The 23619-nt window shown below is 67.6% G+C and carries 22 protein-coding genes; 18 read left to right on the plus strand and 4 right to left on the minus strand.

Features of this window, described 5'->3' with window-relative positions; genetic code table 11:
• Positions 1 to 151 precede the first annotated feature (151 nt).
• Complete coding sequence (locus tag AC1RNC_RS04735) at positions 152 to 409, plus strand: hypothetical protein (protein ID WP_492839437.1); 258 nt, start codon at positions 152 to 154, stop codon at positions 407 to 409.
• Positions 409 to 714: a DUF2149 domain-containing protein gene (locus AC1RNC_RS04740; RefSeq protein ID WP_492884118.1), complete on the plus strand. Its 306-nt coding sequence runs from the start codon at positions 409 to 411 to the stop codon at positions 712 to 714. The genes AC1RNC_RS04735 and AC1RNC_RS04740 overlap by 1 nt, the downstream gene beginning before the upstream one ends.
• Before the next feature lie 151 nt (positions 715 to 865).
• Here the strand turns inward: AC1RNC_RS04740 and AC1RNC_RS04745 are convergent, their stop codons facing one another.
• Positions 866 to 1330 (minus strand): sigma-70 family RNA polymerase sigma factor, encoded by a 465-nt coding sequence (locus tag AC1RNC_RS04745; protein WP_492884120.1) that lies wholly within the window; start codon positions 1328 to 1330, stop codon positions 866 to 868.
• Positions 1331 to 1728: 398 nt separating this feature from the next.
• On the opposite strand from AC1RNC_RS04745, the gene AC1RNC_RS04750 reads away from it, so the two are divergent.
• The 10 genes from AC1RNC_RS04750 to AC1RNC_RS04795 all read left to right on the plus strand — a co-directional run bounded on the left by AC1RNC_RS04750 (position 1729) and on the right by AC1RNC_RS04795 (position 13618).
• The gene (locus tag AC1RNC_RS04750) at positions 1729 to 1866 is read left to right on the plus strand and encodes a hypothetical protein (protein ID WP_492884122.1); all 138 of its coding nucleotides are present in this window, start codon (positions 1729 to 1731) and stop codon (positions 1864 to 1866) included.
• Positions 1867 to 1918: 52 nt separating this feature from the next.
• Positions 1919 to 3913 (plus strand): TonB-dependent receptor, encoded by a 1995-nt coding sequence (locus tag AC1RNC_RS04755; protein WP_492884124.1) that lies wholly within the window; start codon positions 1919 to 1921, stop codon positions 3911 to 3913.
• A 132-nt stretch (positions 3914 to 4045) separates the two neighbouring features.
• Positions 4046 to 5731 carry an acid phosphatase gene (gene acpA, locus AC1RNC_RS04760; RefSeq protein ID WP_492884126.1) on the plus strand — a complete coding sequence of 562 codons (1686 nt, stop codon included), beginning with the start codon at positions 4046 to 4048 and terminating at the stop codon, positions 5729 to 5731.
• A gap of 248 nt (positions 5732 to 5979) precedes the next feature.
• A complete protein-coding gene (locus AC1RNC_RS04765) occupies positions 5980 to 6408 on the plus strand; it encodes a DUF2946 family protein (protein ID WP_492884128.1) in 429 nt (142 codons plus the stop codon).
• A gap of 61 nt (positions 6409 to 6469) precedes the next feature.
• A complete protein-coding gene (locus AC1RNC_RS04770; RefSeq protein WP_492884130.1) occupies positions 6470 to 8788 on the plus strand; it encodes a TonB-dependent receptor in 2319 nt (772 codons plus the stop codon).
• 12 nt (positions 8789 to 8800) lie between these two features.
• Positions 8801 to 10243, plus strand: a complete 1443-nt coding sequence (locus AC1RNC_RS04775; protein ID WP_492884132.1) for a PepSY-associated TM helix domain-containing protein — start codon at positions 8801 to 8803, stop codon at positions 10241 to 10243.
• 176 nt (positions 10244 to 10419) lie between these two features.
• Positions 10420 to 10845 (plus strand): DUF305 domain-containing protein, encoded by a 426-nt coding sequence (locus AC1RNC_RS04780; protein ID WP_492884133.1) that lies wholly within the window; start codon positions 10420 to 10422, stop codon positions 10843 to 10845.
• Position 10846: 1 nt separating this feature from the next.
• On the plus strand, positions 10847 to 12298 hold the full coding sequence (locus AC1RNC_RS04785; RefSeq protein ID WP_492884135.1) for a YncE family protein: 1452 nt from the start codon (positions 10847 to 10849) through the stop codon (positions 12296 to 12298).
• A gap of 22 nt (positions 12299 to 12320) precedes the next feature.
• Positions 12321 to 12845 (plus strand): RNA polymerase sigma factor, encoded by a 525-nt coding sequence (locus tag AC1RNC_RS04790; protein ID WP_492884137.1) that lies wholly within the window; start codon positions 12321 to 12323, stop codon positions 12843 to 12845.
• Positions 12842 to 13618 (plus strand): anti-sigma factor family protein, encoded by a 777-nt coding sequence (locus AC1RNC_RS04795; protein ID WP_492884139.1) that lies wholly within the window; start codon positions 12842 to 12844, stop codon positions 13616 to 13618. The genes AC1RNC_RS04790 and AC1RNC_RS04795 overlap by 4 nt, the downstream gene beginning before the upstream one ends.
• A 155-nt stretch (positions 13619 to 13773) precedes the next feature.
• Here the strand turns inward: AC1RNC_RS04795 and AC1RNC_RS04800 are convergent, their stop codons facing one another.
• Positions 13774 to 15540, minus strand: a complete 1767-nt coding sequence (locus AC1RNC_RS04800) for a chloride channel protein (RefSeq protein WP_492884141.1) — start codon at positions 15538 to 15540, stop codon at positions 13774 to 13776.
• A 405-nt stretch (positions 15541 to 15945) separates the two neighbouring features.
• On the opposite strand from AC1RNC_RS04800, the gene AC1RNC_RS04805 reads away from it, so the two are divergent.
• From AC1RNC_RS04805 to pstB, 6 genes are all read left to right on the plus strand, one after another.
• Positions 15946 to 16923 carry a DUF4118 domain-containing protein gene (locus AC1RNC_RS04805; protein WP_492884143.1) on the plus strand — a complete coding sequence of 326 codons (978 nt, stop codon included), beginning with the start codon at positions 15946 to 15948 and terminating at the stop codon, positions 16921 to 16923.
• Between the two features lie 58 nt (positions 16924 to 16981).
• Positions 16982 to 17866 (plus strand): LysR family transcriptional regulator, encoded by an 885-nt coding sequence (locus AC1RNC_RS04810; protein WP_492884144.1) that lies wholly within the window; start codon positions 16982 to 16984, stop codon positions 17864 to 17866.
• Positions 17867 to 17968: 102 nt separating this feature from the next.
• Entirely contained in the window at positions 17969 to 19009 is a 1041-nt protein-coding gene (pstS, locus tag AC1RNC_RS04815) for a phosphate ABC transporter substrate-binding protein PstS (RefSeq protein ID WP_492884146.1), read from the plus strand.
• Positions 19010 to 19077: 68 nt separating this feature from the next.
• Positions 19078 to 20040 carry a phosphate ABC transporter permease subunit PstC gene (gene pstC / locus AC1RNC_RS04820; RefSeq protein WP_492884148.1) on the plus strand — a complete coding sequence of 321 codons (963 nt, stop codon included), beginning with the start codon at positions 19078 to 19080 and terminating at the stop codon, positions 20038 to 20040.
• An 8-nt stretch (positions 20041 to 20048) separates the two neighbouring features.
• Positions 20049 to 20897, plus strand: coding sequence for a phosphate ABC transporter permease PstA (pstA, locus tag AC1RNC_RS04825; RefSeq protein WP_492884149.1), 849 nt, complete (start codon positions 20049 to 20051; stop codon positions 20895 to 20897).
• Complete coding sequence (pstB, locus tag AC1RNC_RS04830; RefSeq protein ID WP_492884151.1) at positions 20894 to 21700, plus strand: phosphate ABC transporter ATP-binding protein PstB; 807 nt, start codon at positions 20894 to 20896, stop codon at positions 21698 to 21700. Before pstA ends, pstB begins: the two co-directional genes overlap by 4 nt.
• A gap of 172 nt (positions 21701 to 21872) precedes the next feature.
• On the opposite strand, the gene AC1RNC_RS04835 is transcribed toward pstB, so the two are convergent.
• Together AC1RNC_RS04835 and AC1RNC_RS04840 are read right to left on the minus strand one after the other, a co-directional pair.
• The gene (locus AC1RNC_RS04835) at positions 21873 to 22625 is read right to left on the minus strand and encodes a hypothetical protein (RefSeq protein ID WP_492884153.1); all 753 of its coding nucleotides are present in this window, start codon (positions 22623 to 22625) and stop codon (positions 21873 to 21875) included.
• An 8-nt stretch (positions 22626 to 22633) separates the two neighbouring features.
• On the minus strand, positions 22634 to 23578 hold the full coding sequence (locus AC1RNC_RS04840) for an MBL fold metallo-hydrolase (RefSeq protein ID WP_492884155.1): 945 nt from the start codon (positions 23576 to 23578) through the stop codon (positions 22634 to 22636).
• Positions 23579 to 23619: the final 41 nt, after the last annotated feature.

The raw sequence follows: 23619 nt of genomic DNA on the forward strand, positions 1-23619 counted from the left end.
TCCCCCCCCCCCCCCCCCCCCCCCCCCCCCCCCCCCCCCCCCCCCCCCCCCCCCCCCCCCCCCCCCCCCCCGAGCCGGCGTCCACCGCTCCGGCCTGGCGGCCTATCAGGCCAAGACGGGCGCTGGCAGCGACGATCTGGAGCTTTGGATCATGAAGAAGCTGGAATGGTTGCGGGTGACCTCGCGCAGCGCTCCGCTCCTGGGCCTCGTCGCGACCATGATCCCCATGGGGCCGGCGTTGCTGGCCCTGGGCGAGGGCGACGGCGGCGCCATCGGCAAGAACCTGGTCGTGGCGTTCTCCGGCGTGGTTCTCGCCCTGATCGCCGCCAGCATCACTCACTTCGTGCTCACTATCCGTCGGCGCTGGCTGCTGGAAGACCTGCGCGCGCTTGAGCGGGGCGCGGCCTGATGCGGTTCCTGGAGGACGATGAGGCCGACGATCCGATCCTGTCGGTGGTCAATCTGATCGACCTGTTCGTCGTGGTGATCGCGATCCTGATGATCCTGATCGTCCGTAATCCGCTCAATCCCTTCAACGCCGACAAGGTGGTGGTGGTGAAGAACCCCGGCCAGAAGGACATGAGCATGATCGTCAAGGATGGGAAGGAGATGACGCGATACGAGGCCCGTGGCGCGATCGGCGAGGGACAGGGCGTCAAGGCCGGGATCACCTACCGCCTGCCAGACGGCAAGATGGTGTACGTGCCTGAGTGAGCTGAGGCCTTAAGTCGTGTGGACGGTTGTCGAAGCCATGGGATGATGGCAGCGACGCGCGCGACCAATTGCGCCTGATCATCGGCTTGGCCGCGCGCATCCCCGCGGTTATGGCCGAGAGCCTGGACGGCGCTCGCGGCTCGACCACACACTATCGACCGACTTTCAACAGCAGGTGTTTGAGCGCCAAGCTGACATGCTTTTCGACAGCGCTCTTCGAGATTTGAAGCCGTTTCGCCGTTTCGGGGTGTGTGAGGCCTTCCAATTTGTGCAGCCGGAACACTTGCCGTGTCATTGGCGGCAAAGCCCCAAGGGCCTGGATGAGCCGTTCCAGACGCAGGCGTGCGCAGGCAGCGGCCTCGGCGTCCGCCGCGTCGGCAATGTCCATGGCGCCGAAGCTCGCATGATTTGCGTCTCGCCAAGCCGCGTCTCGCGCGCCGGACCGGCGCTGGGCCCGCAAGCGATCCAGGAGCAGGTTCGACGCCAAGCGATAGAGATAGGCCGACGGATTCTCGATGGCCCCGCCATCTGCCCGCCGGACCTTGAGGTAGAGGTCCTGCATCAGGTCCTCGACGTCTCCGCCGCCGCCGGTCCGGACGGAGAAGAAGCGACGCATGTCTTCACGTCGCGCGAAATAGGTGGCGATGAGTGGGGAGCCCGGCGATGAAGGGGGAGCGTTCACTGGACTTGGCGCCTAATCGCCTGGACCGATGCCGCGGCCGCTTGACCGCGAGACGTCAGCATTGAGGCCCCGGCATGAGGGCCGGGGCGATGACGCGATGACTGCGGTCCATGAAGATCCAAGCTCCTAAAGCCACGCCTTTCTGATCGCGTTGCGCCTATGCCCGAGCCCGGTTGAGCAACCATGGAAGCCATGTTGCGACTTCGTGCAGGACCCTGGCGTCGCCCGCCGCTGCTGCTCCGCTCGAAGGTCAGCTGCTGGCGCTGCTGGTTCTGACCGCGCGGGCGCCTAGGCCGGAGCGGCGGTCAACGCGCGCCGCACGAGAGGGTGAGATGAAGAATCCTCTCGTCGGCAGCGGCGCCGTGACGATCCGCGATCGTCCGATCGATGAGGCGGTGCGCGTCAGTTTCGTGATCCAAATGCATCACTCACCCGATCTTCGCGCCGTGCTCACGATCTCGCTTGGCTAATGTTATGCTATAACATACTTGGCGGCGGTTCGCTTTTTTTTGGAGAAGCCACATGCGGCTGCGTTCGATGTTGTTGACGGCGTCCAGCGCCGGAGTCCTGCTGGCGTGGGGCGCGGTCGCCCAGGCCCAGGACCTTGGTCATTCGGTGTCGGAGGTGGTGATCACCGCCTCGCCGCTCAGCGGTGACCCGGACCGGTTCGCGACGATCGTCGAGCAGGTCAGCCGCGATCAGGTGCTGGCCAATGGCGGCGCCAGCCTGGCCGACGCCCTGCGCAACGTCCCCGGCGTGGCCGGCACGGGCTTCGCCGCCGGCGCCAGTCGCCCGGTGATCCGCGGCATGGACGCCCAGCGCGTCAAGCTGGCTGAAAACGGCTTGTCCAGCTCGGACGTCTCGGACGTCGGTCCCGACCATGGCGTGCCGATCGACCCGCTGGCCGCCCAGGATATCGAAGTGGTGCGTGGCGCGGCCACCCTGCGCTATGGCAGCCAGGCGATCGGCGGCGTCGTCAACGTCATCAACAACCGCATCCCGATGAAGCCCATCGACGGGATCGGCGGCGAAGCCACGGCCGCCTACGGCTCCAGCGCCAAGACCGGCGAGGGCACGCTCAGCGTCGATGCGGGGCAAGGTCCGTTCGCCGTGCACTTCGACGGTTTCGGTCGTCGTTCCAGCGACTACGACACGCCCGAGGGCCAGCAATCCAACTCGTGGTTCCACGGCAACGGCTATTCGGGCGGCGCGTCCTATTTCTTCGGCGACGACAGCCGCGTCGGCGCCAGCGGTACGCACTACAAGGCCCGCTACGGCATCCCCGCCGAAGACACCTTCATCAACATGAAGCAGGACAAGGGCGCGTTCGGCGGTTCGTTCAAGTTCGGCGACGGCGTGCTGCAGCGCCTCAATGTCGACGCCGGCTATGCCGACTACACCCACAGCGAGATCGACCCGGCGACCAACCAGGCGCTGTCGACGTTCAACAACAAGGAATGGGACGGTCGCGCGGAGGCCCTGTTCGGCCAGACCGGCTTCCTGTCGGCTTCCGCCCTGGGCGTCCAGTTCCAGGATCGAAAGTTCAGCGCCCTGGGCGAAGGCGCCGACTATCTTAAGCCGACCCACACCGTCAGCACCGCTGGCTTCGCCTTTGTCGAGGCCCCGATTGGTCCGCTGCAGTTCCAGGGCGCGGCGCGCGTTGAGCATGTCCGAATCGACGGCACGCCAGCCTCCGGCGTCGAGACCCGTAAGAAATACACGCCGGTCAGCGTCTCGGCCGGCTTCACCTATCAGGCTTCCGACGCCCTGCGGCTTGGTCTGACCGCCGCCTCGGCCGCGCGCGCGCCGGCCCAGACCGAGCTCTTCGCCATCGGCCCGCACGATGGTCCGCTGACGTTCGAGACCGGCGATCCGAACCTGAAGATCGAGCGCGCCAACTCGCTGGAGGCGACGGCGCGCTACAAGATCGGCAACGAAGGCCGGATCGAGGCCTCGGTCTGGGGCGCGCGGTTCGACAACTACATCTTTGGCGGTCTGACCGGTCGGATGTGCGACGAGGACGGCGTTTGCGAAGTCGGCGGCGCCGGCGAACTGAAGGAGCTCAACTACGGCCAGCAGGACGCCAAGTTCTGGGGCGTCGAGGCCAAGGCCTTCTTCCCTCTGGCTTCGGTGGGCGGCGGCAAGCTGTCGGGCCAGGTCCTGGGCGACTATGTTCGGGCCAAGTTCAGCGGCGGCGCCGGCAACGTGCCCCGCATCCAGCCTGGCCGTTTCGGCGGCGGTCTGGAGTGGGACAACGGCGCGGTCGACGCCTCCTTCCTGATCCTGGCGGTCGCGAAGCAGGATCATGTCGGCGTCGCCGATCTGGCGACCGACGGCTACACCTCGGTGGACGCCCAGGTGCGCTGGAAGCCTTTCAAGGCCAAGCCGGGGATCGCGCTGACGCTGGTGGGTCACAACCTCGCCGACGAGACCATCCGCAACGCCACCGCGCTCAACAAGGGTGAGGTCGTGATGCCGGGGCGCGACATCCGTCTGGTGCTCAGCGCCAAGTTCTGACGAGCCAGGCGTCACGGGTCGGCCAGCTTGCCGGCTCGTGACGCCGTCTTCGACTTTTCGGGTCGCATGGTTCTCGATAGCGTCCTCGCCGAGCGGCCCGTCACTCCGATCCCCGCACGCCAGGAGACTTCCATGACCCAAAAACCCGGCGATCCGGACCGTTCGGGCGACGCGGCGTCCAAGCCCACCGACCCGTCTCGTCGCCGCTTGTTCGGCGCGGTGGCCCTGGCCGGCGTCGCGGGCGCGGCTCTTGGCGCGGAGGAGGCCAACGCCGCAGCCTTCGGACTCGGGCGCCTGTCGGCGCGCGAGATCGATCGCCGTCTGGCCAAGGCCATCGACACCGTCGTGGTGATCTATGCGGAGAACCGCAGCTTCAATAACCTGTTCGCCGACTTCCCGGGCCTGCGGGAGCCGTTGAAGAGCTTGCCGCCGGAACGGGCGCTGCAGCGCGACCGCGATGGCCGGGTGCTGGATCGCTTGCCGCCGATCTGGGGCGGCCTAGTCCCGCACGAGCAGGTCGTCGAGCACGCCCGCTACCACATCGCCGAGGCGGACCTGCCGCCACTGGCCAACGCGCCGTTCGCCCTGAAGACCCAGGACGGCGATCCCTTGCCCCACGGAGTCGTCACCCGTGATCTGGTCCACGCGTTCTACCAGAACCAGATGCAGATCAACGGCGGACGCAACGACCAGTTCGTCGCCTGGGGCGACAGCGGCGCCATGGTCATGGGCCACTATGGCGACGCGGCGGTGAACCTGCGCCTGTGGCGACTGGCCGAGCAATATACGCTCTGCGACAACTTCTTCATGGGCGCGTTCGGCGGCTCGTTCCTGAACCACCAATATCTGGTGGCCGCCCAGCCCCCGTTCTATCCGGACGCCGAGACCAGCCCGGCCGGTGCGGTGATCGCCCAGGTCGAGGGCGACGATCCCAAGGGCGCGCGGCTAAAGGCCTTGGCGGATTCGCCGGCCAGCGCCTTGGACGGGCGGCCCAGGTTCGCCCCCAGCGCGCTGACGCCCGACTTCTGGGCGGTCAACACCATGGCCCCGCCCTATGCGCCCAGCTGGAGCCAGGACAAGACCGACCCCCGGCTGGCCGATCCGTCCCAGCCGATGACCCTCGTGCCGCAGGTTCACGCCACGATCGGCGACCGCCTGAGCGCCAGAGGCGTCGACTGGGCCTGGTACGCCGGCGCCTGGGGCGAGGCCCTGGCCGGCGGCCGGGATGAAGAGGTATTGTTTCCGGCCAAGCCGAACTTCCAGGCTCACCACCAGCCGCTGAACTATTTCAAGAGTTTCGCGCCGGGGACGGCCGAGCGCGCCAAGCGGCTGCTGGACGCCGGCCTGGGCGACAGCCCCCGCACCAACCGGTTTCTGGCCGACGCCGCGGCCGGGCGCTTGCCGGCGGTGAGCTTTTACAAGCCGCAGGGCGACCTCAACATGCACGCCGGCTATTCGGACGTGGACGCGGGCGACCGCCATATCGCCCGGGCCATCGACGCCCTCAAGAGCGGGCCGCAATGGGACAAGATGCTGGTCATCGTCACCTTCGATGAGAACGGCGGCTGGTGGGACCATGTGGCGCCCCCCAAGGGCGATCGCTGGGGACCGGGCACCCGGATTCCCGCGCTGATCGTCTCCCCGCACGCCCGCAAGGGCCACGTGGACCACACCCTCTATGACACCGGCTCGATCCAGCGATTCCTCAATCGCCGCTTTGGCCTGGAGCCGCTGCCGGGCGTCGTCGCGCGCGACCAGGCCATGTTGGCGGCGGGCGGTGTCGCGCCGGGCGACCTGACCGCGGCCCTGGCTCTATGAGCGTCCTGGGTCCGGAAGCCTGACCGGTCGCGCCGAGGTGGCCGCCGCGAGTCCCTGGGCCAGTTGCACGTCCGGCCGCCCGGCCTCGACCGCGAACCGCTGGAGGGTCCGCACCGCGGCCTTCGGATTCTTGCGATCCGAAATCGCCCGGAAGCGCGTCTCGATGCGTGCGTGGCCTGCCCCATGCCCGCGGCCACCTTCATGGTCGCGGCTGGACAGGCGGCGCGGTTGCGCGTAGGCGAGCGCCCATGGGACTGGGGTGGTCACGTTTGACGCGGATGCCGGCGCGCCTGGGCGCGCTGCTGACCGTCTGCGCGATCGCCGTGCGGGTCCTGATCCCGGCCGGCTACATGGTCGCGCCGACCCAGGGGCAGGGCGGTCTGCCCGCGATCGTCATCTGTACGGCCCAGGGCGCCAAGACCGTCGCGGTCGACGCCAGCGGTGTCGTCCAGGACGATCAAGGAGCCCCCAAGCCGGCTGACGGCAAGGCCAATCCCGACCATGGTTGCGTCTTCGCCGGCGCCGTCACGCCGCTGCCGGTTCCCAGCCTGACCCTGGCCCCCGCCGAAACCTTCGTCACCCGCTCGCGGATCGATCTGCCGCTCGCCCATCAGCGCCCCGGCCTGGGCCTGGCCGCCCCGCCGCCCTTCAAGACCGGACCACCCGCCATCGCCTGACGCCCATCGCCGCCGGCCGCCTCGCGCGCCGGCCCCTTGACGTTCGACGATTGGAATTTTCATGTCCTCCCTGCTTTGCCGCGCCGTTTCGGCGCGCGCCCTGCTGGCCGCGCTCGCGGTCAGCCCCGCCGTCCTGCCCGCTCTCGCCCTGGCCGACGACCGCGTCGCCGTAGCGGCCGATCCCGCCGACACCACGCCCTTGGAAGTCGATCCGGTCCTGGTCGTCGGGCGCGGCGACAAGCCGGTCACCGTCGTGCCGCGTGGCCTGGCCGTGTCCCTGGGCCAGACCGAGTTCGAGGCGATCAACGCGGTCAATGTCGAAGACCTGATGAAGTACGCGCCCGACTTCTTCGTGCGCAAACGCTTCGCCGGGGACGACAACGCCGTGGTGGCCCTGCGGGGGACCAACACCGTCCAGAGCGCCCGCACCATCGTGCTGGTCGACGGCTTCGTGGTCTCCAACTTCCTGGGCAATCGCTACGACTATCCGCCCAAGTGGAACGTTGTCGGGCCGGCCGAGGTGCGCCAGTTCGACATCGTCTACGGACCCTATTCGGCCCGCTACGGCGGCAACTCGATGGGCGGGGTGATCTCGGTCACCACCCGTGAGCCGGAGCCCGGCCGCGAGGTCTACGCCAACGCCCAGACCATGATCATGCCGTTCAAGGAGTACGGCTTTGATCAGACCTTCAAGGGCTACAGCGCCGAGGGCGGGATCTCCTACAAGCAGGACGACGGTCCGTGGAGCGTGCGTGGCGGCTTCCGGCATTTCGAGAACACCGGCCAGTCGATGACCTACAACCTGTTGTCGGCGACGACCGGCGCGGACACGGCGGTGACCGGCGCGTATGACGACAAGCGCCTGGCTACGCCGGTGTTTGGCGCGGCCTCGCCGGTGCATGTGATCCAGGACCAACTGCGCCTGCGGGTCGGCTATGCGGCGGCCAACGGCTGGGACATCCAGGCCTTGGCCTTTGCCTGGAAGACCAACCAGGACCTGACCAATCCGCGCAGCTGGCTGGTCGATGCGTCGGGCAAGCCGGTCTACCAAGGCAAGGTCAGATACGGCGGCAAGACCTGGAACGCCACGGGCCTGACGTTCTCCGAGACCGACCGCACCGAATATCTCGCCGGACTGAAGTTCACCGGCCCCCTGGCCGGCTGGAAGGCGTCGTTCAACCTGTCGCGCTACTGGATCCCCGACCAGGACGCGCGCACCTCCAACGACTACGCCACGGGCGCGTCCAACGGCGCGGGCACGCAAAGCCGTCAGACCAAGCCCGGCTGGTGGACGGGCGATGCGACCTTCGATCGCGTGTTCGGCAAGCATGAGGTCGGCTTTGGCCTGAACGCCAACCTCTACGAGGCCGGGACCGACACCTACGCCACCACCAACTGGCGCACGGCGACCGCGCCGGTCTATTCGACCTCGACCTATGGCAAGACCAGCCTTTGGGGCGTCTGGGCCGAGGACGCCTATGACCTGGACGGCAACTTCGTCCTGACCGGCGGCCTGCGCTTCGACAGCTGGCGCGCCTTTGACGGCGGCATCGGCAAGCGGGTGAGCGGCGCGCGCGTCGACAGCGCCTATCCGGAACGCGACGAGACCTCGGTCAGCCCGAAGCTCTCGCTGCAGGGCCAGATTCCGGGCGACTTCGAGCTGCAGGTCAGCCTGGGGACCGCCAAGCGCTTTCCGACCGTCGGCGAACTCTTCCAGGGCCGGTTCGACGACATCACCCGCCAGATCGACCCGACCAGCTATGACCCCAACCTGAAGTCCGAGAAGTCCAAGGACGCCAGCGTCATCCTGCGCCGGACGTTCGGGAAGGTCCGCTCCACGACCAGCCTGTTCTATCAGGACATCGACGACGCCATCTTCAGCTTCAGCGGCCTGAACCAGTACGGCACGGTCATCACCTCGTACAAGAACGTCGACAAGGTCCGGCAATATGGTCTGGAGCTGATCCTCGAGGCCTCGGACGTCCTGATCCCGGGCCTGGACATCGACGCCAATGTCACGCGGATCGACGCCAAGACGATCAAGAACAGCGCCAACACCGCCGCCGAGGGCGTGAAGTTCCCGCGCATCCCCGATTGGCGTTCCAGCGGCAATATCCGCTATCGCATCAGCGACCACCTCAAGGCCTCGCTGGGCTGGCGCTACGCCTCGCGACCGAACTCCGACCTGTTCGGCCTGTCGCGCGGCGACGCCTACGGCTTCCAGACCGAGTACTTCACGGTCGATACGCGGGTGTCGTGGGACGTCACCAAGAAGGCCCAGCTCAGCGTCGGGATCGACAACCTGTTCAACGACCAGGCCTACGTCTCGCACCCGCTGCCGCAGCGGACCTTTGTCGTCGACATCAAGACCAAGTGGTAGGAGCCTGATCCCATGACCGCTTCCAGCCCGGCCCTGGCCAAGGCCCGACGGACGATCTTCGACTACCGCGCGATCTGGCGCTGGCACTTCTATGCTGGGCTTTTCTGCGCGCCGTTCATCGTCATCCTGGCGATCACCGGCTCGATCTATCTGTTCAAGCCCCAGGTCGAGGCCTGGCTGGATCGGCCCTATGACCACCTGGCGCTGACGGGGAAGCCCGTCAGCGCCCAGGCCCAGGTCGACGCCGCCCTCAGGGCCGTGCCCGGATCGCGCCTGCGCACCTACGAGGTGCGGCGCGAGGCCGACGACGCCGCCCGCGTGGTGGTGGGCCGGAAGGGCGAGAACATCCTTGTCTATGTCCACCCCGAGACGTTGCAGGTGCTGAAGGTGATCAACGAGAGCGATCGCCTGATGGACATCGACAAGACCATCCATGGCGAGCTGCTGATGGGCGACAACGGCTCGATCCTGGTCGAGCTGGCCGCCTGCTGGGCCATCGTCATGGTGGTCACGGGCCTCTATCTGTGGTGGCCGCGGCAGGCCCGGGGACTGGGCGGAGTGCTCTATCCGCGCCTGGGGCGCGGCTCAAAGCTGTTCTGGCGCGACATCCACGCGGTGACCGGCGTGTGGATCTCCAGCCTGGTATTGTTCCTGCTGCTGACCGGCCTGCCTTGGGCCAAGGTCTGGGGTGACAGCCTCAAGGAGGTCCGCAAGCTGACTGGCACGGCTGTGGCCAAGCAAGACTGGTCCAATGGCCGCGCCGGCGAGAAGGCCGAACGCAAGGCGATCGACGCCGCCGCCGGGTCCGAACATGCCGGACATATGGCCGGCATGGATATGGCTGGGATGGACATGGGCGGCATGGACATGTCGGCGATGTCCGTGGAGGCGACGCCCGCCCTCGACCGCATGGCCGCGACGGTGCGGGCCATGGACCTGCCGCCGCCCGTGCTGATCGCGCCGCCGTCCGGCAGGAAGGGCCGCAACGCCTCGCCCGACTGGACCGCGCGGTCGGATACGCCCAACCGGCCCCAGCGCGTGACCCTGACGCTCGATCCCGACACGGCCCAGGTTGTCCGTACCGAGACGTTCTCGAGCCGACATCCGATCGACAAGGTGATCGGCTACGGCATCGCCGCCCATGAAGGCCAGCTGTTTGGCTGGGTGAACCAGCTGCTGGGCGTTCTGGCGGCTCTGGGCCTGATCACCCTCAGCATCAGCGGCCTGGTCATCTGGTGGCGTCGGCGGCCGGACGGTCAGTTGGGCGCGCCGCCGGCCTTGCCGGAAGGCCGCATCGCCGCGGGCGTCGGCGTGCTGATCGTCGTGTTCGGCGTTCTGCTGCCGGTGCTGGGGATCTCGATGATCGTCATCGCTCTGATCGAGCGCCTGGCGCTGCGGCGCATCCCCGGCGTGCGCCATTGGCTGGGTCTGCGTTCAGCGGGGGGAGGGGCATGAACGTTCATCTCTAACGGACGCCAGCCTTGGCTTGATGGTGGCGCCGAACGGGAGCTTGGCGCGGAGCCTGACCCTCGGGCACGGCCCAAAATTTTCCCCGACCCGATGGAATAAAACGCGCTGGGGCGGCGTCTCACGTTCAATGCGCGCCATCGAACGCCGAACTGGAGATCACCTTGCCTCGCGTCCCAAGCTCTTCGAACCTCCTCTGGACGCCGATCCTCGTCGCGGCGAGCCTGGGCTGGGCCGCGCCGCTGGCGGCAAGCACCCTGGCCGACAGCTTCATGTCGGAGAATGACGCGGCCATGAGCAGGATGATGGCCGCCATGGACATCAAGCCGACCGGCGACGTGGACCGCGACTTCGTCGAGATGATGATCCCCCACCACCAGGGCGGCATCGACATGGCGGTCGCCGAGCTGCGCTACGGCAAGAACGAGCAACTGCGCCGCGTGGCCCAGGAGATCATCGTCGAGCAACAGCAGGAGATCGCCGCCATGCGATTGGCGCTGGGCGATCCGCTGCCGCCGGCCGTCGCCGCGCCGACCGGGCCGCCGCCCGCCACGCCTCATGCCCACGCCGCTCCCACCCGGGATCACTAGGATGAAGACCTCACTCTTCGGGCTGTCCATCCTGGCCGCCAGCGCTGTGTCGGCCGCCGCCTTCGCCGGCCAGGCCCCTGGCAAGGCCGGCGCCGCCGACATCGCCATCAGCCACCGCGACCGCGTCTACGCCGCCGAGCAGTTCTCCAACACCGTGTCGGTCACCGATCCGGTCGACAACAAGCTCTTGGGCGTGATCCGACTGGGCGATCCGTCGCCGGGCAATTTCAGTCCACTCTACAGGGGCCAGGTGCTGGTGCACGGCATGGGCTTCTCGCCCGACCATAGGACGTTGGCGGTGGTGTCGATCGGCTCCAACGCGGTGACCTTCATCGACACCGCCACCAACGCGGTCAAGCACACCACCTATGTCGGCCGCGCCCCGCACGAGGCGTTCTTCACGCCCGACGGCAAAGAAGTGTGGGTGACGGTCCGCGGCGAGAACTATGTCGCGGTTCTCGACGGGACGACCTTCGAGGAGAAGAGCCGCATCGTCACCGCGGCGGGGCCGGGCATGACGATCTTTTCGCCCGACGGCCAGTACGGCTATGTCTGTTCATCGTTCAATCCCGAGACCGCCGTGATCCGTGTGGCCGACCATCAGGTGGTCGGCAAGGTGGTCCAGCCCAGCCCGTTCTGCCCCAACATCGCCGCCTCGCCGGATGGCCAGCAGGTGTGGTTCACCCTCAAGGACGTGGGCAAGGTTGTGGCCTTCAACGCCCGGCCGCCGTTCAACATCCTGAAGGTCATCGACACCGGCCCGATCACCAACCACGTCAATTTCGTCCGCAACGCCAAAGGGCAGTTCGCCTATGTGACGATCGGCGGCCTCAATCAGGTTCAGGTCTTCCGCACCGACGACTTCAGCAGGATCGCCACCATCCCGGTCGGAAAGCTGCCGCACGGGATCTGGCCGTCGGGCGACGGAACGCGCGTCTATGTCGGTCTCGAGAACGCCGATGAACTGGCGGTGATCGACACCGTCGACAACAAGGTGATAGCCAACGTTCCGATCGGCCAGGCCCCCCAGGCGCTGACCTATGTACCGAACGCCGTGCCCGAGGGGCCTGGCGTTCAGAACCTGCAGCCGCTGGGCGCCGCCGGACAAGCCGCCCACCTGACCCTGGCGGCCGTCGGCGGCCCTGCGGGTTCCGCGCCGACCAGCGTCAGCCTGTTCGACCAGGGCCTGATCCAGGTCGTGCAGGCCTCGGTTACGGGCCTGGCGCCCAAGTCCCCCTATGTGCTGGCCCTGTCGGACCAGGCGGACGGGGGCGGTGCGCTGCAGCCGCTGGCCAACTTCATGACCAATCCGGCCGGCTCGGCGATCGTCAACGCCATCGGCCCCATTCGGCAGTTGGTCCAGGCTAGCCAACCCGACCAGCGGCGCTACCTTGTGATCGCGGCCGGCGGGCCGAGCGCGCCCGGCGCGCCGGTGCAAGTCCAGGCCCCGTGAGGCTTTGGGCGAGGGCGTCACCATGGACGACATGATCGCTCTGATCGAGCCGTCGATCCCAAGCCTGCGACGCTATGCGCGCTCTCTGGTGCGCGACACGTCGGAGGCCGATGATCTCGTCCAGGACTGCCTCGAACGCGCCATCCGTCGCTGGGGACAACGACGCGGGCATAGCGATACGCGAAGCTGGCTGTTTTCGATCCTGCACAATCTGGCGATCAGCCGCTGGCGACAAGTCCAGCGGCAAGGGCGGCATATGGCGATCGGCGACGCCACGGACGCGGCCCTGTCCCAGCCCGCGAGCCAATCCGACGGAATGGATCATGCCGATCTGATACGCGCCCTGGCGGACCTGTCGCCTGATGATCGTGCCGTGCTCCTGCTGGTCGGCGTCGAACAACTGACCTACGCCCAAACCGCCGCGGTGTTGGGTGTTCCGATCGGCACGGTGATGTCCCGGCTCTCCAGGGCGCGCGAACGGCTGGCCCGACGCATCGCCGCCCCTGCTATCACCACCCAACGCGCACACCTGCGGAGGATCAAATGAGCGCGCCTCGTCCGATCAGCGAAGACGACCTGCAGGCCTATGTCGATCAGGTCTTGGACGATGGCCGCCGGGCGGAGGTCGCCGACTATTTGCGCCTTCACCCCGAGACAGCGCGTCGGATCGAGGGCTACATCGCTCAGCGCGACGCTCTTCGGATCGCGCTTGCGCCGATCGTCGAGGAGCCGATCCCGCCGGAACTGGGCGTTCGCGCCCTGTCCGAAGCTCGACGCGCGCGCTTGATGATCTGGCGCCCCGCCGTGGCGGCCGCGATGCTACTCTGTCTAGGCGGTGTGGGCGGATGGGCGGCGCGCGCTGTGTTCGCGCCCCCGGTCAATGGCGTTGGCGCGCTGGCGCGCGAGGCGGCCGACAATTATCGCGTCTACGCGTCCGACGTTCATCGCCCTGTCGAGATGGGGGCAGCGCAAAAGGCCGACCTGGTTCGCTGGGTTTCGAGCCGCCTGCATAGCCCGGTCGAGGTCCCAGATTTGCAGTCGGCTGGTTACCGGTTCATCGGTGGTCGCCTGGTGACGACGCCGCATGGTCCAGCCGCCATGTTCCTCTACGAGGACGGCGCCGGTGAGCGGTTGGCGGTGATGGTCCGACCGATGAAGGTGCAGAAGAACACCGCCATGTCGGAGCAGAGCGATGGCGGCCTGGGCGGCGTTTCCTGGGCGACCGACGGCGTCGGCTACAGCCTCGTGGCGCCGACCGCGCCAAAGTCACTCCATCCCCTCGCCAACGAAGTGCGTAGGCAGGCGGAGGCGGTGATCTGATCATTGGCGGCTTGCCGTCCGGTCTGCCTGGGAGCGCAAGGACCCGACATCCGCCGACGCGACCTACCGGGCGCCTTGCGTCTACCTTGCATGGATGACGCCGTCGGCGCCGCTGATCCTGGTCGGGACCTCTTGATCGCGCGCGCCGGCGAGGACTAGGTCTCGCCGGTCAGGTCCCGTCGAACCTTTTCAAGCTCCTCGGCATAGCGCCGCGTGGCGTGGGCCTCCGACACCAGGCCGATCACCCGCCGCTCGCCGTCGACCACGGCCAGCTCGTCGGCCTCGGTGCTGTCGAACGCGCGCATCACGTCCTTGATCGACTGGTCCGGCGTCAGGGCCGCGTCTGGATTGACCGCCAGCACCGAGACCGGTCGCTCGTCGCCGCCAGGGTCGGCATAGGCCAGGGCGGTGACGATCATCCCGGCGTAGTGTTCGGCCTCGTCGACCATCACCACCCGCCGCGTCGAGCCGAGTGGAAAGCGACGGCGAAACTCCGCCAAGGTCGTCGCCGACGACGTGGTCTGCACGTCCTTGCGCATCATCCGGCCCGCCGTCAGCGGCCGCAGCCAGCTGACGTCATGGGCGCTGCGGATGGTCTCGCCGCGCAGGTGCAGCCGCCAGGTCGAGAAGGAATAGCCGAAGGTTTCGCGCACGATGGTGCTGGCGATCAGCGAGGCCGCCAGAGCCGCGGCCGTGACCGAAAAGTCGCGTGTCGCCTCCAGGACGAGGAACGACATGGTCAAGGGGCCGCCGACCACGGCCACCGCCAAGGCCGCCATGCCCACCAGGGCCGCCACGGTCGGATCCAAGCCGGGCAACCACGGGGCCAGTACTGACAGGGCCGAGAAGATCTGTCCGATCAGAGCGCCCAGGAAGAGCGAAGCGAAGAAGAGACCGCCCCGAAAGCCAAAGCTCAAGGACAGCACCGAGGCCAGAGCCTTGAGGGCTACCAGCATCAACAGCGTCTTGAGGCCAAGGTCCGAGATCAGGTCCAGGTGCAATGCTCCGTGTCCGGACGACAGGATCTGGGGTGTGATCATCGCCAGGCCCGCCAGCGCCACGCCCCCCGCGGCGGGTCGCCAGCCCCGCGGTAGACCGCTGCGCGCCACGCCGCGCTCGGCCAGGGCCACGAGACGCATCAGGCCTATGCCGAACGCCGCGCAGACCAGACCCAAGAGCGCGTAAAGGCCATAGTCGAGCCAGGACTGAATCGCCGGCGTCGTCGTTCTCAGCAGATAGGGAATAGCGCCCATACGGCCCGCCACCAGCGCCGCGGCCAGGGCCGCGGCGGCGACAGGCGCCAGGTTGGCGACGGTGTAGGCTCCGATGACGATCTCGAACGCGTAGAAGGCGCCGGTGAGGGGGGCGCCGAACGCCGCGGCGATGGCCGCGCCCGCGCCGGCCCCCACCAGGGTGCGCATGTCTGCGCGGCGCAGGTTGAGCTTCTGGCCCGCGAACGAGGCGACGGCTGCTCCGGCCTGGGCATAGGCCGCCTCCAGCCCCACCGAGGCGCCAAAGCCGTTGGAGATCAGGGTCTGGACACAGATAAAGGCGCTGTCTTTCAGGGACAGGCGACCACCGTGGAGCGCGTTGGCCTCGACCGGGTCGACCGCCGGTCGCGGTCGATAGGTTAGCCAGGCCCAGGTCAGCAGGCCAAGCACCAGCCCGCCCAGCGGAATCGACAGCACACGCCAGGGCGCGATGGCGCTCTGGGCGCTTAGTCGCTCATCCAGATTGATGCCGAACAGTAGCCCTTGCAGGCCGTGGGCGAGCTTGGCTTGCAACACCGCCAGCGCCCCCGCCGCCGCGCCGATCAGGACCGCCACCGCGATCAGCCATAGTTCGCTGGAGCGGGTGCGCCGACGCAGCCAGCCCAGCCAGCGGGTCGCGGAGGGGGCGGGCAGTGGGAGCGGCAGGGGCATGACGGGCTCGACAAGCGGCGGATCGGCAAACCCAAGCCGCGCCGGACGCGCCCGCGGGGGGATCCGAGAGCGGCTTGCCAGGCCTCATAACCGGCGTAAGTTCTAGTAACGCACTGCGTAGACGGTGTGGGAAGACCTCGTCAATGAGGCTGGGAGACAGGGCGCGAGGAGCACCCCAAGAGTCCGGAGGGAACTTTTGGCCCGACGAGGCGCCGAACTTGGCGCGGTCGATCAGGGTGCAGGTCGAACGCGCCCAAACACGGGAGCGGCTCCCATTGTGTCAAGTCTGACTTACGTTGGGTCCTTCTGGCGCATGCCGTTTCGGCGCTGTCATGAAGCCGTCCGGGCTCTGTCGTTAAGCTTGGTCGCGTTAGGCTGTGGAGGCGGATCTTGCGAACACACCGGTTGAGACGCCTTGGCGTCCACGCGGCGAACCTGGCCCTGGTGGCCGCGGGCTTCACGGCGCGTTGGGCGCTCGATCCCGTGTTCGGCGCCAATCATGCCTATACCGTCTTTTATCCCGTCGTCCTGGTCAGCGCCTATGTGCTGGGCGCCAGGCCCGCCGTGATCGCCGCGGTTCTGTCGGCGGCGATCGGCTATTTGCGCTTCACCCGGCCCGAGCTCGAGATCAAGGCGGATCTGGACTCGCTGACCTCGCTGCTGTTCTTCGCCACGACCTCGGCGGTGGCGATCTATTTCATCACCGGCATGGCGCGCGCGATGGCGGCGACCAAGGCCGCCCAGGCCAAGGCCGAGGAACTGGCTCAGGCCCACGCCGGCCTTTTTGGCGAGCTGAACGAGCGGGTGACCAACCATCTGCAGCTGGTCGCGGCGATCCTGCAGCTTCAGGCGCGCGACGAGCCCGACAAGGCCGTGGCGCGCGCCTTGGCCGAGGCCTCGGCCCGCACGATGCTGATTTCCAAGACCCATCGCAGTTTCTCTGGCGAACCTAGCGATCTGCTCGACTTCGACGCCTTCGCCCGTCAGTTGCTCGACGCCACCCTGTCGGCGCGCGAGCACCCGCCCGTGCGCATCGAGTTCGAGCGCGGCGGACTATGGCTTTCGACCGAGCAGGCTACCTCCGTGGCCCTGGTGCTGCTGGAGTGTCTCAATGTCCGCCTGGCCGCCGACGATCCGGGCCTCATGCGCATCAGCCTGCGCGGCGATCGCGGCATGGGCAAGCTGCGGATCACCGAGATCGAACGCCCGCTCGACCCGCTCGCGGCGGCTGGCGGGGACACGGCGATGATCCAGGCCATGGTGGAACAGCTGCGGGGCCGCTTCAGCTCGCGCAGCGCCGCCGAGGGGCGCGTCTCGGAGCTGACCTTTCCGCTGGAAGGCGGCGCTCACGGCCTGCGCGAGGCGCTATCGACCCTGCACTAGCAGGGGGATTCGGTTCGAACCATTGTAAGTTCAACTTCCGGCGTTAGACTCAAAAGCCATGTCAGGCAGACCACCGCCCTTTACCGCCCTGCGCGCCGTCGAGGCCGCCTCGCGCCACCGCAGCTTCACCTCGGCGGCGCGCGAGTTACAGATCACCCACAGCGCGGTCAGTCAGTCGATCCGCCGGCTTGAGCTGGATCTCGGCACGCGTCTGTTCGAGCGCAAGGGCGGGGCCATGGAACCGTCCTCGGCGGCCCTGCGCCTGGCCCAGACCTATTCGGAGGCTCAGGAATCGCTGAGCCGAGCCATGCGCGAGGTGCTGGGCTCGCAAGCCGGCGCGGTTCTGGGGATCGCCATGCCGGCGGTCCTGGGGCGGCTGTGGTTCTCGGCCAAGATCGCTCGGCTCAATGAGGCCTTGCCTGACGTCGAGGTGCAGGTCTCAACCCGCGAAGGCGGGGAGGGCGCGGACATTGCCCTTGCCTGGAGTTCGAAGGCGGTCAAGGGCGCTCTGTGTGAACTTTCCTACCTGCCGCTGTGCGCGCCGGCCCTGGCCGCCAAGCTCGATCTGGCCCAGCCGAAGGCCTTGCTCCGCTCACCGCTGATCGCCGACGCACCCGACAGCTGGGGTCTATGGGCGGCGCGCTGGGCGCCGAGCGCCAAGGCCCCGCGCGTCCATCTCTTCGACGATCCGGCCATGGCTCTGGACGCGGCGGTTCAAGGCGGCGGCATCGTGCTCAGCAACGTGTTCGCCGCCGAATCCTATCTGGCCTCCGGACGCCTGGCGGCCTTGGGCCTGGAAGTCTCGGCCGGACAGTGGCTGACGGCGCGCGTCCAGGCCTCGCCGGAAACCGCCGAGGCGGCCGAGCGGTTCGTCATGTGGCTGCGCCTGGAACTGCGCCGCAGCCAGGCTCTGGCCCAAGGTCACGCGCCGCGCGGCGAATGATTGTTCGTTAGGTGAGCTTACTTCGCGTCGCGTGACTGTTATATTTTCCGTCTAAGTCCCAATCTGGAGGCGGCCCTCTGCTGGCGCCCGAGGAGATGACGGATGTTGAAGACGCTCGCGGCCGCCCTGGGTGTGGCCCTTCTGGCCGGCACGGCCGTTCAAGCCGGTGACATTTCGGGCGCCGGCGCGACGTTCCCCGCGCCGGTCTACGCCAAGTGGGCCGAGACCTATAAGGCTCAGACGGGCACGGGCCTGAACTACCAGGCCATAGGCTCGGGCGGCGGCATCAAGCAAATCAAGGCCAAGACCGTGGCCTTCGGCGCGTCGGACAAGCCGCTGAAACCCGAAGAACTGAATGGCGCGGGCCTGATGCAGTTCCCCACCGTGATGGGCGGCGTGGTGCCGGTCGTGAACCTGCCAGGCGTCAGCCCCGGCCAGCTGCATCTGACCGGCTCGGTCCTGGCCGACATCTATATGGGCGCGATCACCAAGTGGAACGATCCGCGCATCGCCGGCGCCAACAAGGGCGTCAAGCTGCCGGCCCTGCCGATCACCGTCGTCCACCGCTCGGACGGTTCGGGCACCTCGTTCCTCTTCACCTCGTACCTGTCGATGAAGAGCCCGGCCTGGCAATCGAAGGTCGGCGCCAGCGACTCGGTGCAGTGGCCCGTCGGCCTGGGCGGCAAGGGCAATGACGGTGTCTCGGCCTTCGTCAAGCAGACGATCGGCGCGATCGGCTATGTCGAATACGCCTACGCCAAGCAGAACAAGGCCACCTACGTGCTGGTGCAGAACAAGGCCGGCCAGTTCCCGGCTCCGACCGCGGCCAACTTCGCCGCCGCCGCCGCCGGCGCCGACTGGGCCAAGGCCCCGGGCAACTATCTGCTGCTGCTGGACGAGCCGGGCGCCAAGTCCTGGCCGATCACCGGCGCGACCTTCATCCTGGTCTACAAGAAGCAGGACGACGCGGCTCAAGGCCAGTCGGTGCTGAAGTTCTTCGACTGGGCCTACAAGAACGGCGACGGCGCGGCCGGCGCGCTCGACTACGTGCCCATGCCCGCTTCGGTGAAGGCCATGATGCGCAAGCAGTGGGCCGCGATGGTCAAGGGGCCGGACGGCAAGCCCGTCTACGTCTCCAAGTAAGCCTCAGACCTCGACCTTCTGCCGGGCGGGAGACCTGCGCTCCCGCCTATTTCCTTTAGCGGAAACCCATGGCCGACATCCCCCTGACCGCGCCAAGGCCGAGCAGAGCCGCCTCCAAGGGCGCCTGGTTCGACCCGATCTTCCAGTTCGCCTGTCTGTCGGCCGCCACCTTGCTGCTGGCGGCGTTGGGCGACATCATCGTGTCGCTGGTGATCGGCGGCTGGCCGGCCCTTCACAAGTTTGGCCTGGGCTTCTTCACCAGCACGACCTGGAACCCGGTGACCGAGGTCTACGGCGCGGCCGGACCGATCGCCGGCACCGTGATCACCTCGGCCCTGGCCCTGTGTCTGGCCTTGCCGATCGCCCTGGGCGTCTCGGTCTTCCTCGTCGAGTTCTGCCCCAAGCGCCTGGCCCAACCCATCGCCATCGCCGTGGAGCTGCTCGCGGGCATCCCGTCGATCGTCTACGGCATGTGGGGCCTCTTCGTGCTGGCGCCTTGGTTTGCGCTGCACGTCCAGCTACCGCTGATGATGAACGTCCCGACTGGTTCGATCTGGGAGAAGCTGTTCTACGGCGTGCCCAACGGGGCCAACATCTTCACCGCCTCCCTGATCCTTGGCGTGATGATCCTGCCCTATATGGCGGCGGTGTTTCGCGAGCTCTTCCTGACCGTGCCGGCCCAGGTGCGCGAAAGCGCCTACGGCATCGGCTGCACGCCGTTCGAGGTCATCCGGTCGGTGACCATTCCCTATGTGCGAAGCGGCATGGTCGGGGTGGTTATGCTGGGCCTGGGTCGCGCCCTGGGCGAGACCATGGCGGTGACCTTCATCATCGGCAACGCTCACGGCCTGCCCCAATCGCTGTTCGACAGCGGCTCGACCCTGGCCTCGACCATCGCCAACGAGTTCACAGAAGCCACCGGTGAGTTGCACACCGCGGCCCTGACGGCGCTCGGCCTGGTCTTGTTCGTCATCACCTTCGGCGTGCTGGCCATCGCCCGGGCGCTGCTGTTGCGCCAACGCTACGACTGAGGGCCGCCATGAGGTTCGACCGCGCCTTCCGTCGCAAGGCCGCCAACTCCATTTTCGTCGCGCTCTGCGCCCTGGCCACGATGCTGGCGCTGGCCGCGCTTGGCCTGATCATGTGGTCGCTGCTCAAGCAGGGCTTGGGCGGGATCAATCTGAACGTCTTCACCCGCGACACGCCCGCGCCCGGCTCGCTGGGCGGCCTGCGTAACGCCATCGTCGGCTCGATCATGATGTGCGCGGTGGCCATGATCATCGCGCTCGTCGTCGGGATCCTGGCGGGCACCTGGCTGGCCGAATACGGCGGGGCGACGCCCTACGGCCATGCGGTGCGCTTCCTGAACGACGTCCTCTTGTCCGCGCCGTCGATCCTGGTGGGCCTGTTTGTCTATGAGCTGGTCGTTCGGCCGTTCCACGGCTTCTCGGGACTGGCCGGGGGCGTCGCTCTGGCTCTGATCGCCGCGCCGGTGGTCACCCGCACCACCGAGGATATCCTGCGGCTTCAGCCCAACGCGTTGCGCGAGGCGGGGGTCGCCCTGGGCGCGGCGCGTTGGGTGACCATCCGCAAGATCATCTGGCGCGGGGCGAGAGGAGGGCTGCTGACTGGCGGACTCCTGGCCTTCGCCCGGATCAGCGGCGAGACCGCGCCACTGCTGTTCACCGCCCTCAACAACCAGTTCTTCGCCCTGGACATGACCAAGCCCACGGCCAGCTTGCCGGCGGTGATCTTCCAGTACGCGCTCAGCGCCTATGACGATTGGCGCGCCCTGGCCTGGGCCGGGGCCCTGCTCATCGCCCTCACCGTGCTCTCGATCAACATCATCGGCCGCGTGATCATCGCGCGGGGGAACACCCGCCCATGACCAAGCCCTTCCAAACCGACACCCTGGCGCACATCCTCGAGCCGGCCGCCGACAGCGTCGCCCTGCGCGCCAAGGGCTTGGACTTCTTCTATGGCAAGACCCAGGCGCTGTTCGGCGTCGACCTGCCCATCGTGCGCAATCAGGTCACCGCCCTGATCGGTCCCTCGGGTTGCGGCAAGTCCACCCTGCTGCGGACCTTCAATCGCATGTACGACCTCTATCCGGGCCAGCGCGCGGTCGGGATGATCGACCACGAGGGCGAGAACCTGCTGGCGGTCAAGGACATCGCCAGGCTGCGCTCGCGCATCGGCATGGTGTTCCAGAAGCCGACGCCGTTCCCGATGTCGATCTACGACAACGTCGCCTTCGGCGTGCGCCTCCATGAGAGCAAGAGCCGCAAGGACATGGACGGGGTGGTCGAAAAGGCCCTACGCCGGGCGGCCCTGTGGGACGAGGTGAAAGACAAGCTCCACGCCTCGGGCCTTTCCTTGTCGGGCGGCCAGCAGCAGCGCCTGTGCGTGGCGCGCGGCATCGCCGTCGAGCCGGAGATCCTGCTGCTGGACGAACCGGCCTCGGCCCTGGATCCGATCTCGACCGCCAAGCTGGAACAGACGATTGGCGAGCTGAAGAGCGACTTCACCATCGTCATCGTCACCCACAACCTGGGCCAGGCCGCGCGGATCTCCGACAACACCGGCTTCATGTACCTGGGCCGGATGGTGGAGTTCGCCGCCACCTCGGACATGTTCATGAAACCGATGGCCCAGGAGACCCAGGACTACATCGGCGGGCGGTTCGGCTAGAGCCCTTTAGCTTTAGACGGACTCATCTGAAGCGTTCAAAAGGGCTCTAAATATTTGATTCTAGAGCCTGTTTATCCCGTTTAGATGGTTCCATCTAAACGGGACAGGCTCTAGGCGGCTGTCGCCGGGAGAGCCGCCGCTGGAAGGGATGCGGATCGTCAGGCCCCGATGGTCACGGGTGCGCGCCCAGCGTGATCCGCTGCTCGGATACGCCGGCGTTGGCGGTCTTGGCGTCCGTGGCGACGACGCGCAAGACATAGCGGCCCGGCGGAAGCTTCGGTGCGGTCGCGGCGTACTCGCCCGTGCGTCCGGTGAAGGTCAGGGGAATGTCGACGGCGGGACGACCGTTCTTCATCAGCCGCGCTTGGACGGCATAGTTCGCCGCGTCCCAGAGGCCGCCGCTTTCGATGGGGCAGCCGCACATCAGGGAGACTTTCGCCGTCAGGGTCACCAGACCGTCGGCCGAGGTCTTGGCGTTGGGTTCGACGACAAGGCCTGGCAGGGTGAGGATCCAGCCCTCGCCCAGGACATCACGACCCGGAATGATCCAGAGGCTGGAGGTGACCAGGATTGAGGATCCCGGCTTGCCCATCGGGCCCGTGGCCTCGGCCCGCACCAAGGTCGGCGCCTTCAGGTCCAGCACCGCTTCGAAGCCGGCGGTCGCCGCGTCGGTCACGCTGTCCCCGCGCACCCTGGGCGCGCGCATGATCCGCTGGGTGTCGCCCGTGCCGCCCTTGGTCAGGCCCTTGGCCAGAACCGCGCCGGTGCGCGCGTCCTTCAGCGTGATCGCGACCCCGCCCATATGGTCGCCGATAAACTTGGCGTCGAGCGCCTGGGCCCGGACCATGACGCGGGTCGGCTCGGCCCGGACGGCCAGGGGCGCGACGAGGAGAAGAGCTGCGACGAGGGCGAGAAGCTTGGACATGGCGCGGGTCACACGGCGTTGAGGGGGATCTTCAGATAGCGCACGCCATTGTCCTCCGGTTCGGGAAAATGGCCGCCGCGCATGTTGACCTGCACCGAGGGCAGGATCAGCCTTGGCATGTCCAGGGTCCGGTCACGCGCCTGGCGCAGCGCCACGAACTGGGCCTGGCTGACACCCGAGTGGACGTGGATGTTCTCGCGCCGCTGCGCGTCGATCGTGGTTTCCCAGGCAAAGGCGTCGCGGCCAGGGGCCTTGTAGTCATGGCACAGGAAGACGCGGGCCTTATCGGGGAGCGCCAGCAGGCGCTGGATCGAGGCGAACAAGGTCGCCGCGTCGCCGCCGGGAAAGTCGCAGCGCGCCGTGCCGTAGTCGGGCATGAACAGGGTGTCGCCGACGAAGATCGCGTCGCCGATGACATAGGCCATGCAGGCGGGCGTGTGGCCGGGCACGTGCAGGGCGATGGCGCTCAGGCCGCCGATCGAAAATGCCTCGCCGTCCTGGAACAGGTGGTCGAACTGACGGCCATCGCGTGCGAAGTCGGGCCCCGCGTTGAACAGTTTTCCGAACGTCTCCTGAACGCGAACGATCTTCTCCCCGATCGCCAGACGACCGCCCAGAGCGTCCTGCAGATAGGGCGCGGCGGACAGGTGATCGGCGTGAGCGTGGGTCTCCAACTGCCAGACGACATGCAGCCCCTGTTCCCTGACATAGGCAATCAGGGCGTCGGCCGAGCGCTCGCTGGTCCGGCCCGAGGCCGGGTCATAGTCCAGAACACTGTCGATGATGGCGCAGGCCGATGTGCTGGGATCACGAACCACATAGCTGACCGTGAAGGTCGCCTCGTCGAAGAAGGCTTGCACCTGCGGCCTCAAGCCGGGCGCGGCCAGCGCCGCATCGATGATGGTCGCCGCCTTGGCCACGGCGACGTCGGGCGGTGGGATCGGTTCGCGCATCACAGACCTTCAGGCTCCGGCATCGACAAACTATTTATATG

The organism is Caulobacter sp. GW822-FHT01G02, from assembly GCF_058802865.1.